The organism is Burkholderia sp. AU18528 (genome assembly GCF_002223215.2).
GTDB lineage: Bacteria > Pseudomonadota > Gammaproteobacteria > Burkholderiales > Burkholderiaceae > Burkholderia > Burkholderia semiarida.
Genome location: NZ_NKFC02000006.1, coordinates 1,398,553 through 1,413,053, shown reverse-complemented (window position 1 = coordinate 1,413,053; position 14,501 = coordinate 1,398,553). Strand labels below are relative to the sequence as shown.

Here is a 14,501-nt window from a genome sequence, read left to right as displayed (position 1 = left end):
AGCCGGCGCATCCGCATTTTTCCATTCCGGTTTGCGCGCCAGGAAACCCGAATCGATGGCATCGGGCGGCAATCGCGCGGTGCGCATATCGAGCACAGCTTGCCGCCATTTACAGCCTGCTGCATCGCAATAATTACAAAATTAAAGTCGATCAGTTTAACTCATCAATCAAGATTAATAATTCATTTAATTTTTAGATGGTTTTGTATTTAACTTGCGTCACGGGATGTTTGATTTTCGGTAATTCGAAAAAGCGGCAAGTATTCCGTAATGGAAATTCTCTCGATTGCACGAATAAGAGGAAATCATGACGAATCTTTCTCGACGCAAGATGTTGACGAGCACGGCCGGCGCGATTGCCGCCGCGGGCATCGCGGTAACCGCCAAGGCCGCCTCGTTCGGTAATCCGGACAGCCCGCCGGAAGGCGCGGTGAATGCGCGCAACCGCCAGAGCCTGACCGATCCGGGGCCTAAAAATCCGGCCATCGCCAATCAATTCCCGTCCTTTCAGGATCCGCCGGCCACCGATATCAACGGGATGCCGTTATTCTGGGCGTCTTTCAATAATGCGCATAAACGCATTCAAAATGGCGGATGGGCGCGCGAAGTCACGCAGGACGATTTCGCGATTTCCGAAACCATTTCCGGCGTCAACATGCGCCTGACGCGCGGCGGCATTCGCGAGATGCATTGGCACCAGCAGGCCGAGTGGGCGATCATGCTCGACGGCCGCTGCCGGATCACGGTGCTGGACGAACTCGGGCGGCCGTCGGTGCAGGACGTCAAGACCGGCGACCTCTGGTATTTCCCGCCCGGCCTGCCGCATTCGCTGCAGGGCATCGGCAGCGACGGCGCCGAATTCCTGCTCGCATTCGATAACGGCCGCGCATCGGAATTCAACACGCTGTTGCTGACCGACTGGATCGCGCATACGCCGCCCGACGTGCTCGCGCTGAACTTCGGCGTGCCGGCCGATGCGTTCCGGAACGTGCCGCTCGACAACCTGTGGATCTTCCAGGGCGACGAACCGGGCCCGCTCGCGGACGCGCAGCGCGCGTCGGCCGCGTCGGCGGGCGCGCCGCCGCATCCGTTCGTCTTTTCGCTCGGCGACATGAAACCGGTCAGGAAGACGCGCGGCGGCGAGGTGCGGATCGCGGACAGCACCAACTTCAACGTATCCACGACCGTCGCGGCGGCGCTCGTCACCGTGCACCCGGGCGGCATGCGCGAGTTGCACTGGCACCCGAACGCCGACGAATGGCAGTACTACCTGCAAGGCGAGGCGCGGATGACCGTGTTCGACACGGGGCCGAAGGCGCAGACGGCCGACTTCCGCGCGGGCGACGTCGGCTACGTGAAGAAGAGCCTCGGGCACTACGTGCAGAACACCGGCAAGACCGACCTCGTATTCCTCGAGATCTTCAAGACCGACCGCTATGCGGAGGTGTCGCTGTCCGACTGGCTCGCGCACACGCCGCCGAAGCTCGTCGAAGCGCACCTGAACATCGCGCCGGACGTGATCGCACGGTTTCCGCGCAACCGTCCCGACGTCGTGCCGCTGTGACGCCGCCGGCGTCCTGCCATGGCCGGCACGCGGCATGCTGGTTGTGGCGGGGCGCGATCCCTGAATCAGCCGTCCTCATTCGAACGGAATACTTGCCATGATTCCCGTCCCGAGCAAACCTGCCGGCGGCTTTGCGCTGCCGGGACTGTCCACCGAGCAGACCGACGGCGCGGCGCGTGCCGCGCTGGAAGGGCGCCGCACCGGCGTCGCCGCGTTGCTGCCGTTCGTCGGCCCGGCCGTGATCGCATCGATCGGCTACATGGATCCCGGCAACTTCGCGACCAACATCCAGGCCGGCGCCGCGTACGGCTACCGGCTGCTGTGGGTCGTGCTGGCCGCGAACGCGATCGCGATGCTGTTCCAGGCGATGTCGGCGAAGCTCGGCATCGTGACCGGCCGCAATCTCGCCGAGCTGTGCCGCGACCGCTTCCCCGCGCCGGTCGTGTGGGGCATGTGGGTGGCGTCGGAGATCGCCGCGATGGCGACCGATCTCGCCGAATTCCTCGGCGGCGCGCTCGCGTTCGGGTTGTTGTGCCATCTGTCGCTGTTCGCGGGGATGATCGCGACCGCGTTCGCGACCTGCGCGATCCTCGCGCTCGAAAAACGCGGCTTCCGGCCGCTGGAGGCGGCGATCGCGGCATTGGTCGGCGTGATCGGCGCGTGCTATCTCGGCGAACTGCTGATCGCGCCGCAGGACTGGCATGCGGCCGCGTTCCATCTGGTGGTCCCGCAGATTCCGGATCATGCGGCGCTGACGATCGCGGTCGGCATCATCGGCGCGACGATCATGCCGCACACGCTGTATCTGCATTCGGGCCTCACGCAGGATCGCACCGCGCCGCGCGACGACGCCGAGCGGCGGCGGCTCGTGCGTTTCTCGAACCGCGAGGTCGTGGTCGCGCTCGGGCTCGCCGGGTTCGTGAATCTCGCGATGGTGATGATGGCGTCGTCCGCGTTTCATGCGGCCGCGCCGGGCATGACCGACATCGGCGACGCCTGTCACACGCTGATCCCGGTGCTCGGGCCGGCGGCCGGCGCGCTGTTTCTCGTCGCGTTGCTGACGTCGGGCGTGTCGAGCTCGGTGGTCGGCACGATGGCGGGGCAGGTCGTGATGCAGGGCTTCATCCACCGCCGCATGTCGATCTGGGTGCGGCGCGCGGTGACGATCGCGCCCGCGTTCGTGGTGGTGGCATTGGGCTGCGACGTCACGCGCGCGATGGTGGCGAGCCAGGTCGTGTTGAGCTTCGTGCTGCCGATGCCGATGATCGCGCTGCTGCTGCTGTCGGCGCGCACGGACGTGATGGGCGCTTACGCGATGCGGATGCCGCTGCGGATCGTCGCCGGCGCGGCGACGGTCGTGATCGTCGGGCTGAATGCATACCTGGTGTGGGCGGCATTCAATTGAACGGGTGCGGGCGGCCGCCTGCTGCCGCATGTCCGGCGCCCCGCGCGGCCGCCGGATCGCGTGGCACTGCCGGCCGCCGACGCGCGTCGCGGCCAGCGCGGGCGGCCGCGATTACTTCGCGAGCGTGCGGTACGACACGAGGTCGTTGATCGGCCCGATTTCCGGCCCGGTCGCGCCGGGGCGCGTGGCGACCTGCACGACCTTCTCGAACATGATGATGAACGGCGAGTTCGCGAGCACGGCCTTCTGCAGCGCCTCGTAACGCTGCGCGCGCTTCGCGGGCGACGGCTCGACGAGCGCGGCCTCGGTGTCCTTCGTCAGTTGCGGAATGTCCCAGCCGTTGCGCCATGCGAGCATCTTGGTCGGCGACTGGTCCGAGTTGTCCGGATTCCACGCGAAGCCGCGCGCGTTGCTGTTCGGGTCCATGTAGTCGGGCGACCATTCGCCGATGAAGATGTCGTGCTGGCGCGCGCGGTACTTGCCGATCGCCTGCTTCGCGTCGCCCGGGATCAGCTTCACGCGGATGCCCGCCTGCGCGAAGTTCGCCTGCAGTGCCTGTGCGATCTCGAGGTACGGATAGTCGTTCGGCATGTCCATCGTCACGTCGAAACCGTTCGGCAAGCCGGCCTTCGCGAGCAGCGCCTTCGCCTTCGCGACGTCCTGCTTGTACGGCCGCGCGTTCAGCGTGCCCAGGAAGCCTTCGGGCAGGAAGGTCTGATGCACCTTGTACGTCGTGCTGACGATATTGCGCTGGATGCCGTCGTAATCGACGAGCCACTTCATCGCCTGCTGCACGTCGGGCTTCGCGAGGTTCGGATTCTTCGTGTTCAGGCTCAGGTACAGCAGGGCGGACACCGGCCACGACGCGACCTTGATCTTGCCGGCCTTCGACAGCGCGGCGAGGCTGTCGGGGCTCAGGTTGCGCGCGGCGTCGGCGTCGCCGTTCTCCAGCAGCAGCCGTTGCGCGGAGGCTTCGGGCACGTGGCGCAGCACCACGCGCTTCATCGGGTACGGCGTGCGGTATTTGTCGAAACGCTGCAGCACGATGGTCTCGTTCGGCGTCCACTTGACGAGCTGGTACGGGCCCGAGCCCGCGTCGTTGGTGCGCAGCCAGCCGCTGCCGAGATCGTTGCCTTGCTGGTGCGACAGCAGCAGCTTCTTGTCGAAGACCGATGCCGGGCACGCGCTCAGCACGTTGAGCACGAAGCTCGGCGCGTACTTGCGGTCGGTTTCGAGCACGACGGTTTGCGGATCGACCACGCGTACCTTCTGCGTCACGTTCGCCTTCGTGAGGCCGAGATCGGCGAGCACGCCGGCCGGCCCCTTGTCGAGCAGGATGGTGCGCTGCAGCGACCACGCGACGTCGTCGGCGGTGACCGGGTTGCCGGAATGGAACGTGAGGCCGGGGCGCAGCTTGAACGTGTAGGTCACGCCGTCGGCGCCGACCGTCCACGATTGCGCGATCTGTCCGTCGAAGCGCGTCGGGTCCTTCAGGTCGACGCGCACCAGCCGCTCGTAGGTGTTCGCGACGTATTCGGACGGCACCAGCTCGTAGATCCCGCTCGGGTCGAGGGTCGTGAATTCGCCGAGCTGCGTGGCGACGACGAAGATGCCGGGCGGCGTGGCTGCCTGCGCCGGCAGCGCCGGAACAAGCGCGACGAGCGCGGCGCTGACGAACAGCCGGGACAGCAGGTGCTTCATGCGGGCTCCATCGAAAGGGAATCGTGGTGCGATTCTCTCATCGACGGGCACCCGGATGAAAATATTCGGCACGCGCGCCGGGCGGCGCACAGCGGCGGGTCGGGCGGGCGCCCGGCGCCGGGGGCGTCAGATCGCGCAGCGCGCGATCGCGAAGCGCATCGCTTCCTCGGCCGGCTCGTTGCCGGAGCCGCGCACGACCTTGATCACCGAGCCGCTGCCCGACGGCGTCAGCGTGACGAAGTAGGAATTCGAGCCGACGGCGATGTCGGTCACGCCGTTGTGCTGCGATTGCTCGGTGCCCGACAGGCGGCTGTCGAGGCAGTTCGCGACCGCGTAGGCCGGACGTTGCGACGACACGTAGATCATCGGCGCGGCGCCCGAGCCGGCGGAGTCGGACGAGGGCGCGGAACCGCAGGCGGCGAGCAGCGCGGCGGGAAGGAGCAGCAGGAATCGTTTCATGGTCGGCGTCGGGTGTCTCGTGTCGAGGCTGGGGCGCGGGGTGGCGAAACGCGAAGCTTCGCGACGAAACCGCCCGGAATCGGGCCGCTTTTGACGGACGACGAGACGGCAGGCGGCTGACGACGGAGTATACCCGCGGCATCCGACGCCGTTGGCGCGTTGAAACGATTCGATACAACACGGGCTCGCTGCCGCACGGGCGCCTGACGATGGTGCCGCCATGACGGGCGAGTTCCGCGGCCCGCGCGACGCAGGCGCTGCGTCCCGCGCAACGAACGCCGATCAGTGCGCGCCGGCCGCCGCCGCATCGGCATCGCCGCCGCCCGAGCGCACCGGTTTCGTGATCCAGATCAGCGGGATGATCGCGATGAAGATGATCGCCGACACGTAGAAGATGTCGTTCAATCCCATCACGGCCGCCTGCGAATCGACCGATGCATTGAAGAACGCGAGCGCCGAATCGGGGCTCAGGTGCAGCAGCGAACGGGTCGTGTCGAGCTGCTGCGTGAAGACCGGATTGGTGACGCTCGCCTGTTCGGTGAGCCGCACGTGATGCAGGATCGTGCGATCGTTCCACGCATTGCTGATCAGCGACGTCCCCACCGCGCCGCAGAACGTGCGGCCGAAATTCGACAGGCCGGCCGCGGCCGGAATCTTCTCCGGCGGCAGCCCCGACAGGATGATCGACGTCAGCGGCACGAAGAACATCGCCATCGGAATGCCTTGCAGCAGCGTCGGCAGCACCAGATCCCAGCGCGACACGTCGGTGTAGAACGTCGTGCGCATCATGAACACGACCGCGAAGCCGACGAACGCGAGCGTCGCGATATAGCGCGGGTCGGTGCGCGGCAGCAGACGCCCCATGACTGGTGTGAGCAGGATCGCGAACAGCCCGAGCGGCGCGGTGGCGAGCCCCGAATCGACCGCGCGGTAGCCGAGATAGCCCTGCATCCATTGCGGCAGCAGCACGAGTGTGCCGAAGAACATCCCGTACGCGACGGAGATCGCGATCGTGCCGCCCGCGAAGTTGCGCTGGGTGAAGAGCCGCAGGTCGACGATCGGGTTGGCCTCGTTCAGCTCCCACACGAGGAAGAACGCGAAGCCGATCAGCGCGACGATGCCCAGCGCGACGACGACGGGTGAATTGAACCAGTCGAGATCCTTGCCCTTGTCGAGCATGATCTGCAGCGACGCGACCCACAGCACGAGCAGGAGCAGGCCGACCGTATCGATCGGCAGGCGGCGCGTGGCCGATTCGCGATCGCGGAACACGAACCACGTGACGGCCGCCGCGAAGAAGCCGACCGGGATGTTGATGTAGAAGATCCACGACCAGTTGTAGTCGTAGGTGATCCAGCCGCCGAGCGACGGCCCGGCGATCGGGCCGACGAGCGCCGTCATCGACCACAGCGCGAGCGCGGTCGACGACTTCTGCCGCGGCCATGCGCCGAGCAGCAGCGCCTGCGACAGCGGCGCGAGCGGCCCCGCGACCGCGCCTTGCAGGATCCGCGCGGCGAGCAGCGTCGGCAGGTTCGGCGCGATCCCGCACAGCCACGACGCGAACACGAACAGCAGGATCGACGCGACGAACAGGCGTACCTGGCCGAAGCGCTGCGTGAGCCAGCCGGTCAGCGGAATCGATACCGCGTTCGCGGCCGCGAAGATCGTGATCACCCACGTGCCTTCATCGACGGATACGCCGAGGTCGCCCGAGATCGTCGGGATCGCGACGTTCGCGATCGACGAATCGAGCACGTTCATGAACATGGCGAGCGATACCGCGATCGTGCCGATCGCGAGCTTGCCGCCCGACAGCGGTGCCTGGGGTGACGGAGATGACATGGGGTTCCTGCGTGATGGATGAAGGCCATACGGCGCGCGCCGTCCGCCGCGCATGCACGCGACGGGCAGGCGCGCGGCGAAGCGCGAAACCGACGGACGGACGCCGCCCGGCGGTCGGGCGAGCGGCGCCGTCGCGTGCGGCGTACGGTTCGATCGGTGATCGGAATGGCGAAGCCGGGGCCGGCTTCGCGGGGCGGACTATCGCCGGTCAGGAGGGTGCGACGCGCGTGATGCGTCGGCGGGCAGCGGGCACGTGGCTGCCGTCGCGTGTGTGGTCGTTTTTCATCGTCACAGGCTAACCATGCGGAGAACGACGATCAACGCCTGCGCGCTCATTAATTCCTTTCCTGCGTCGCAATAATGTAGTCGACGTGCATCGATTGCCGGCCGTGCGAGGCCGGTTACGGCGCGGTTCGCCAGGTGGCGAACAGTTCCGTCAGAAACTCGACGAACGCACGCACCTTGCTGTCGAGCGTCGCGCGGCGCGGGTAGAGCGCGTGCAACTCGACGTCGTTGGTGCGATGCCAGTCGGGCAGCACGATCTCGAGCTCGTTCCTCGCGAGCTTCCGTGCGGTGAAATGCGTGGAGATCAGCGCAATGCCGCCGCCGCTCGTGGCCTGGCGCAACACCGTCACCGATTCGTTCGAGATCAGCACGGGTTGCACCGGGACGTCGGCCCGATCGCCGTTGGAGTTGCTGAGCCGCAGCGTCAGGCCCGGCGCATCGCGGCCGACGAACAGGATGTCGTGTTGCGCGAGATCGTTCGGCGTGCTCGGCCGCCCGGTGCGATCCAGGTAGGCGGGGCTCGCGGCGAGCTTCGCATGCGACCAGCCGAGCGAGCGCGCGACGTAACCCGAATCGTTCAGCAGACCCGCGCGCAGCGCGACGTCGAAGCCATGCTCGACGAGGTCGAGTGGACTGTTGTCGTAGATCAGCACCAGTTGCACGAGCGGGTAGCGCCGGCGGAATTCGGCGAGCGCCGGTTCGAGCTGGAACAGGCCGATCGCATAGGGCACCAGCACGCGCAGCGTGCCTTCGGGGTCGGTGCGAAGCGTGCGGACCTGGCGGTCCGCGTCGAGCAGGATGTCCTCGGCGCGCAGGCAGCGCTCGTAGTAATCGCGCCCGGCTTCGGTGACCGACACGCGGCGTGTGGTCCGGTACAGCAGTTGCACGCCGAGATCGTCCTCGAGGTGCTTGACCTTGCGGCTCACGCGACTGAGCGGCATGTCGAGTTCCACGGACGCGGCGGTGAAGCTGCCGCGCTCCACTACGCGCAAGAATATTCGGATGCTATCGAGGTCCATACAAATTTGTTACGTGTTCAGCCTGCGCGCATCTTACCGTTGTCGGTCCTGCCTCTGCATTTTCATGTCAGTTGTCCCGATTATTCCGTGCACTGCAATACCGCATTCCGTTTTCCCCGGTAGTGGCGCGTGCCGCACGATCGTATGCTCGACGCATGAAATTTTCCGTCCCCGGCCTGCCGCCGATTGCGGCCATCCGCGCCGCGCTGCGCGATGCATGGCCCACCTTGCCGCCGGGCGCGCTCGGCTTCGCATTGCGCAATACCGCCGCGTCGTTGCTCGCGCTCCATATCGCGTTCCGCATGAATCTCGACGACCCGATCTGGGCCGCGTCGACCGTGTGGATCGTCGCGCAGGGCAGCCGCGGGATGGGGCTGTCGAAGAGCCAGTACCGGATTCTCGGCACCGCGATCGGTGCGGCCGTGGCGCTCGCGCTGACCAGCGCATTCGCGCAGACGCCGCAATTGTTCCTGCCCGCGCTCGCCGCGTGGATCGGCCTGTGCGCGGGCATCGCGACGTTCCAGCGGAATTTTCGTGCGTATGCGGCGGTGCTCGCGGGCTATACGGCCGCGATCGTCGCGATGGACGCGGTATCCGCGCCGCTGCATGCGTTCGACATCGCGGTCGCGCGGTTTCTGTACGTGGTGGTCGGCATCCTGTGCGGTGCGCTGTTTGAAACGGTCTTCGCGCCGGGCGCGCCGCTGAAGGAGGTCCGCACGCGGCTCGCGCGCTATCTCGACCGCGCGGCGGCGGTCGGCGCGGGCGCGCTGCGCCGCGAGCCGAACGACGCGGCCGTCCACCGGCTGTTCGCGGACGCGCTCGAACTCGATACGGCAGCCGAATATGCGGCGGCTGGCGCACCGCCCGTGCGTAACATGATCGGCCATCTGCGCGTGGCGGCGCTGGGCGTGCTCGCCGCGCAGGCCGCCGGGCAGGCGATCCGCGAGCATGCGGCGCGCAGCGGCGACGCGCCGGAACCGCTCGTCGACGAGGCGGCAAGCGTGCTCGACCGGGTCGCCGTGTCGGGCGACTCGGGGCACGAGATAGTGGCGCTACGCGCGCGCGTGGACGACGCGTTGCGTGTCGAAGCGGCCGTGCCGGCCGGCACGGACACGTCGCGCCTGCTCACGCTCGACCGGCTGTCGGCGCTGCTCGGCGGTTTCGGCCGCGCATTCGCGAGCCAGGCATTGCTCGACCGTCCGGTGCCGCCGCCCGCACGCGTGCGCTATGCGTTCCACCGCGATCCGGTGCTCGCGTGCCACAACGGCGTTCGTGCGTTCATCGCGGTGCTGGCGGCGTCGGCGATCTGGATCTTCACCGCGTGGCCGGCGGGGGGCGGGTTCGTCGCGATCACGGCCGTGGTGAGCGCACTGTTCTCGACACGTCCCAGTTCGGTGCGGGCGATCGTCGGTTTCCTGAAAGGCACCGCATGCGCGGCGGTCGCGGGCGTCGTCTGCAACTTCGCGCTGCTGCCTGCGGTGTCGGGCTTCGAGATGCTCGCCTACATCCTCGGCGTATTCCTGATCGGCACCGGGATCGCGATGCGCCATCCGCGCACGGCGGCGATGGGCAGCGCGTTCTCGATCTTCTTCTGGAATTTCACGTCGCCGGACAACACGACGCGCATCGGCGATACCGCGTTCCTGAACAGCGCGCTCGCGACGCTGCTCGGTATCGCGTTCGGCGCGCTGATCTTCGCGCTGGTGTTTCCCGGCGATCCCGGCACCAGCCGGCGCCGCCTGCATCGCGCGGTGCGCCGCGATCTGGCCGGGATCGCGCGCGATCCGCGTGCGTGGCCCGCGAGTGCATGGTTGAGCCGCACGGCCGACCGTCTCGCGCGCGAGCTCGGCTTCGCGGGCAGCCTGCCGCAGACGCTGATCGAGCGCGACATGCGCGATCTGCTCGCGATCTGGGGACTCGGCGACAGCCTGCTGTCGCTCGCCGAACTGGCCACGCACGAACCGGCCGTGCGCCGTGCGGCAGCGGTGGTGCGGGGGCGCATCGTTCAGGCGGATTTCGCGCGGCTCGAACACACGTGCGCCGCAGCGGCCCGCGTGTTGCGGCGTCGCGTGGCCGCGCGCGACGGCGACGCCGCGCATGCGTTGCTGAGCGGCGTGGTCCTGCTGCATCGGATCGCGGACGCGGCCGCCGAGCATGGCGGTTTCCTGCGTGGCCGTCGCGATTGGGCGGGGTGGGTCAGGTGACGCGGCAGGGCGGGTCGGGCGTCGCCTCCGCCGGCAGCGGCTCGCGGTTCGGGGCAGGCAGCCTCCGCAGCCGGTGCGCGCGCGGACGAACGATCTTCGCCGCGCTCCGTCAGGCGGCGATCGAGGCCGGCGCGGCCGCGCGATGCAGCAGCACGGGCAGCGACTTCGACGTCGGCGTGTTGCACACGTCGCCGACGCTGTCGAGCGGCACGAGCGGGTTGGTTTCCGGGTAGTACGCGCCGATGCAGCCGCGCGGGATGTCGTACTCGACGAGCAGGAAGCCGTTCGCGCGGCGCTCGATGCCGTCGTGCCACACGGTTTCCATGTCGACCCAGTCGCCGGCCGCAAGGCCCAGCATCGCGAGATCGTCGCGGTTGACGAACACCACGCGGCGCTGGCCGAACACGCCGCGGTAGCGGTCGTCGAGCCCGTAGACGGTCGTGTTGTATTGATCGTGCGAGCGCGTCGTCATCAGCGTCATCAGCCGCTTGCCGTGCAGCGCGCGGGCGCGCTGGATCGGCGTGTCGGTCGGCAGTGCATGCGCGATGAAGTTCGCCTTGCCCGTCGGCGTCAGCCATTCGCGGTCGCGCGACGCCACGCGCAGGTGGAAGCCGCCCGGCCGCGCGATGCGCGTGTTGTAGTCGTAGAAGCCGTCGAGCGTCGCCTCGATCGCGTCGCGGATCTTCGCGTAGTCGTCCTTGTACGCGAGCCAGTCGATCTTGTCGCTGCCGAACAGCGCGTGCGCCATGTGCGCGACGATCGCGGGCTCCGACATCAGGTTCGGCGACGCCGGCTTGTTCATCCCGTACGACACGTGGACCATGCTCATCGAATCCTCGACCGTCACGCCCTGCGCGACGTTGTCCTGCAGGTCGATCTCGGTGCGGCCGAGCGTCGGCAGGATCAGCGCGTCGCGGCCGTGGATCAGATGGCTGCGGTTCAGCTTGGTCGTGATGTGCACGGACAGTTCGCAGCGGCGCATGCCTTCCCACGTGCGCGGCGTGTCGGGCGTCGCCATCGCGAAGTTGCCGCCGAGGCCGATCAGCACCTTCACGCGGCCGTCGAGCATGCCTTCGATCGTTTCGACGACGTCGTAGCCGTGATGGCGCGGCGGTTCGAAACCGAACACGTGGCCGAGCCGGTCGAGGAACGCCTGCGACGGTTTTTCCTCGATGCCGACCGTGCGGTTGCCCTGCACGTTCGAGTGGCCGCGCACCGGGCACAGGCCGGCGCCGGGGCGGCCGATGTTGCCGCGCATCAGCATCAGGTTGGTCAGCATCTGCACCGTCGCGACCGAATGCTTGTGCTGCGTGATGCCCATCCCCCACGTCGCGATCACGCGTTCGCTGCGCGCGTAGCGCTGCGCGAGCGCATCGATCTGCTCGTACGGCACGCCGCTTTCGGCGGTCAGCGCGGCCCAGCTTTCGGCGCGCAGATCGTCGGCGAACGCGTCGAAGCCGGCCGTGTGCTCGCCGATGAACGCGGTGTCGACGACGCGCGGCGCCCCGGCGGCGCGCGCGGCGTCGTCGAGTTCGAGCACGCGCTTGGCCATCCCCTTGATCAGCGCGAAATCGCCGCCGATCGTCGGCTGGATGAACGTCGACGCGATCTTCGTGCCCGACATCGTCAGCATCTCGAGCGGGCTTTGCGGATCGGCGAAGCGTTCGAGGCCGCGCTCCTTCAGCGGGTTGATCGACACGATCGTCGCGCCGCGCTTCGCGCACTCGCGCAGCTCGCCCATCATCCGCGGGTGATTGGTCGCGGGATTCTGGCCGAAGATCAGCAGCATGTCCGCATGCTCGAAATCGTCGAGCGTGACCGTGCCCTTGCCGACGCCGACCGACGCCGGCAGCCCGCGGCTCGTCGCCTCGTGGCACATGTTCGAGCAGTCGGGGAAGTTGTTCGTGCCGTACAGCCGCACGAACAACTGATAGAGGAACGCGGCTTCGTTGCTTGCGCGGCCGGACGTGTAGAACGCGGCCTGGTTCGGGTCGGGCAGCGCGCGCAGATGGCGCGCGATCAGCGCGAACGCATCGTCCCACGCGATCGGCACGTAGCGATCGGTCCGCGCGTCGTACACCATCGGGTCGGTGAGCCGGCCGTGCTGCTCCAGCTCGAAATCCGACTGTTCGAGCAGTTCGGTCACCGTGTGCGCGGCGAAGAATTCGGGCGTCACGCGCTTGCTCGTCGCTTCCGCGGCCACAGCCTTCACGCCGTTCTCGCAGAATTCGAACGTCGATGCGTGCTGGCGGTCCGGCCACGCGCAGCCCGGGCAGTCGAAGCCGTCCGGCTGGTTCTGGCGCAGCAGCGTACGGTAGTTGCCGCCGGCGACCTTTTCCTTGATCAGGTTGATCGTGACGGCTTTCAGCGCGCCCCAGCCGGCGGCCGGGTGGGTGTACGGTTCGATGCGCGCAGTCGCGGATTTCTTTTTCATGATGCCGGGTGTCGGGGTCGATGCGTGCAGAGTACGCGCGGCGCCCGTGCGGCTGTGTGTACACCTGTTCACTTCAAAAAAGAGTACAGTTTCGGCCATTCATCCCGTGCGGATCGCAACTGTGTTGCTGAAGGGAAGTTGAAAGGGAGGCGCGTGAAGCGTTACGAACAACTGGCCGACGATCTCCAGGCGCAGATCGAGCGGGGCGTGTACCGGCCCGGCGAGCGGATTCCGTCGGTGCGGCACGCGAGCCGGCAGCAGCAGCTCAGCGTCACGACCGTGCTGCGCGCGTACCTCGTGCTGGAAAGCCGCGGCCTGATCGAGAGCCGGCCGCAGTCGGGCTATTTCGTACGGGCGCGCACGGCGGCGCCGGCCGAGGCCGAGCTGCATGTTTCCGCGCCGGCCGCCGAGCCGTCGGCCGTGGACGTGAGCCGGCTCGTGCTGTCGACGCTGCGCTCGATCGCGCGCGACGACGCGGTGCCGCTCGGCTCGCCGTACCCCGACGCGTCGCAATTTCCGGTGCAGCGCCTCGCGCGCTATGCGCAGGCGATCGGGCGGCGCCGCACGCGCTGGGGCGTGATCGACGATCTGCCGCCGGGCAACCAGGAACTGATTCGCCAGATCGCGCGGCGCTATGCGGAGCGCGGGGTCGCGGTCGAGCCGGGCGAGATCGTGATGACGATCGGCGCGACCGAGGCGATCAACCTGTGCCTGCAGGCGGTCGCGAAGCCGGGCGACACGATCGCGGTGGAGTCGCCGACGTTCTACGCGATGCTGCACGCGATCGAGCGGATGGGCATGCGCGCGCTGGAAGTCGCGACGCACCCGGGCGACGGCATCGATCTCGACGCGCTGGAGCGGGTCCTCGCGCGCGAGCGCATCGCCGCATGCATGGTGATGCCCAATTTCCAGAATCCGCTCGGCTTCCAGATGCCCGATGCGCGCAAGCGCGCGCTCGTCGAGCTGCTCGCGAAGCACGACGTGCCGGCGATCGAGAGCGACGTCTATCACGAGCTGCACTTCGGCGACACGGCGCCGAGCGCGCTGAAGTCGTTCGATCGCGACGGGCTCGTGCTGCATTGCGCGTCGTTCACGAAGAGCCTGTCGCCGCGCTACCGGATCGGCTGGGCGATGCCGGGCCGTTACCGCGACCAGGTCGAGAAGCTGAAATTCCTGAACACGCTCGCGACGCCCGCGATCGAGCAGCTCGCGATCGCCGAGTACCTGAAACACGACGGCTACGATTTTCATCTACGGCGCATGCGCAAGCAGTATGCGCAGCAGGCAAGCCTGATGAGCGCGATGGTGCGGCGTTTCTTCCCCGAAGGCACGCGGCTGTCGCAGCCGCAGGGCGGGTACGTGCTGTGGGTCGAGCTGCCGCCGCGGGTCGATGCAATGAAGCTGTACACGCTCGCGCTCGCGCAGCGGATCACGGTCGGGCCCGGGCACATGTTCTCGGCCGGCACCGATTACCGGCACTTCATCCGGCTCAACTACAGCTACCCGTGGTCGCGGCAGATCGAGGACGCGCTGAAGGTGCTGGGGCGGCTCGCGTCGGAGTGCGCGGCGCGCTGAGCGTTGCCGCGCG

Annotated in this window: 9 protein-coding genes; 4 read left to right on the top strand and 5 right to left on the bottom strand. The window is 67.7% G+C overall.

Annotation, left to right across the window (positions count from 1 at the left end; genetic code table 11):
• Positions 1-307 precede the first annotated feature (307 nt).
• On the top strand, positions 308-1,564 hold the full coding sequence (locus CFB52_RS23265; protein ID WP_059639599.1) for an oxalate decarboxylase family bicupin: 1,257 nt from the start codon (positions 308-310) through the stop codon (positions 1,562-1,564).
• Between the two features lie 97 nt (positions 1,565-1,661).
• The gene (locus tag CFB52_RS23260; RefSeq protein WP_099317557.1) at positions 1,662-2,969 is read left to right on the top strand and encodes an Nramp family divalent metal transporter; all 1,308 of its coding nucleotides are present in this window, start codon (positions 1,662-1,664) and stop codon (positions 2,967-2,969) included.
• Positions 2,970-3,080: 111 nt separating this feature from the next.
• Here CFB52_RS23260 and CFB52_RS23255 read toward each other — a convergent pair whose 3' ends face one another.
• From CFB52_RS23255 to CFB52_RS23230, 4 genes are all read right to left on the bottom strand, one after another.
• On the bottom strand, positions 3,081-4,670 hold the full coding sequence (locus CFB52_RS23255) for an ABC transporter substrate-binding protein (RefSeq protein ID WP_099317556.1): 1,590 nt from the start codon (positions 4,668-4,670) through the stop codon (positions 3,081-3,083).
• Between the two features lie 126 nt (positions 4,671-4,796).
• The gene (locus tag CFB52_RS23250; RefSeq protein ID WP_059639596.1) at positions 4,797-5,129 is read right to left on the bottom strand and encodes a hypothetical protein; all 333 of its coding nucleotides are present in this window, start codon (positions 5,127-5,129) and stop codon (positions 4,797-4,799) included.
• A gap of 282 nt (positions 5,130-5,411) precedes the next feature.
• Positions 5,412-6,971 (bottom strand): DHA2 family efflux MFS transporter permease subunit, encoded by a 1,560-nt coding sequence (locus CFB52_RS23240; RefSeq protein ID WP_059584984.1) that lies wholly within the window; start codon positions 6,969-6,971, stop codon positions 5,412-5,414.
• Between the two features lie 401 nt (positions 6,972-7,372).
• The gene (locus CFB52_RS23230; RefSeq protein WP_059584986.1) at positions 7,373-8,275 is read right to left on the bottom strand and encodes a LysR family transcriptional regulator; all 903 of its coding nucleotides are present in this window, start codon (positions 8,273-8,275) and stop codon (positions 7,373-7,375) included.
• A gap of 155 nt (positions 8,276-8,430) precedes the next feature.
• Here CFB52_RS23230 and CFB52_RS23225 point away from each other — a divergent pair, with 155 nt between their 5' ends.
• Entirely contained in the window at positions 8,431-10,479 is a 2,049-nt protein-coding gene (locus CFB52_RS23225) for an FUSC family protein (protein ID WP_099317555.1), read from the top strand.
• 109 nt (positions 10,480-10,588) lie between these two features.
• Here CFB52_RS23225 and CFB52_RS23220 read toward each other — a convergent pair whose 3' ends face one another.
• Positions 10,589-12,913, bottom strand: a complete 2,325-nt coding sequence (locus CFB52_RS23220; RefSeq protein ID WP_059584988.1) for an FdhF/YdeP family oxidoreductase — start codon at positions 12,911-12,913, stop codon at positions 10,589-10,591.
• 153 nt (positions 12,914-13,066) lie between these two features.
• On the opposite strand from CFB52_RS23220, the gene CFB52_RS23210 reads away from it, so the two are divergent.
• On the top strand, positions 13,067-14,488 hold the full coding sequence (locus CFB52_RS23210) for a PLP-dependent aminotransferase family protein (RefSeq protein ID WP_059584989.1): 1,422 nt from the start codon (positions 13,067-13,069) through the stop codon (positions 14,486-14,488).
• The last annotated feature ends 13 nt before the right edge of the window (positions 14,489-14,501 follow it).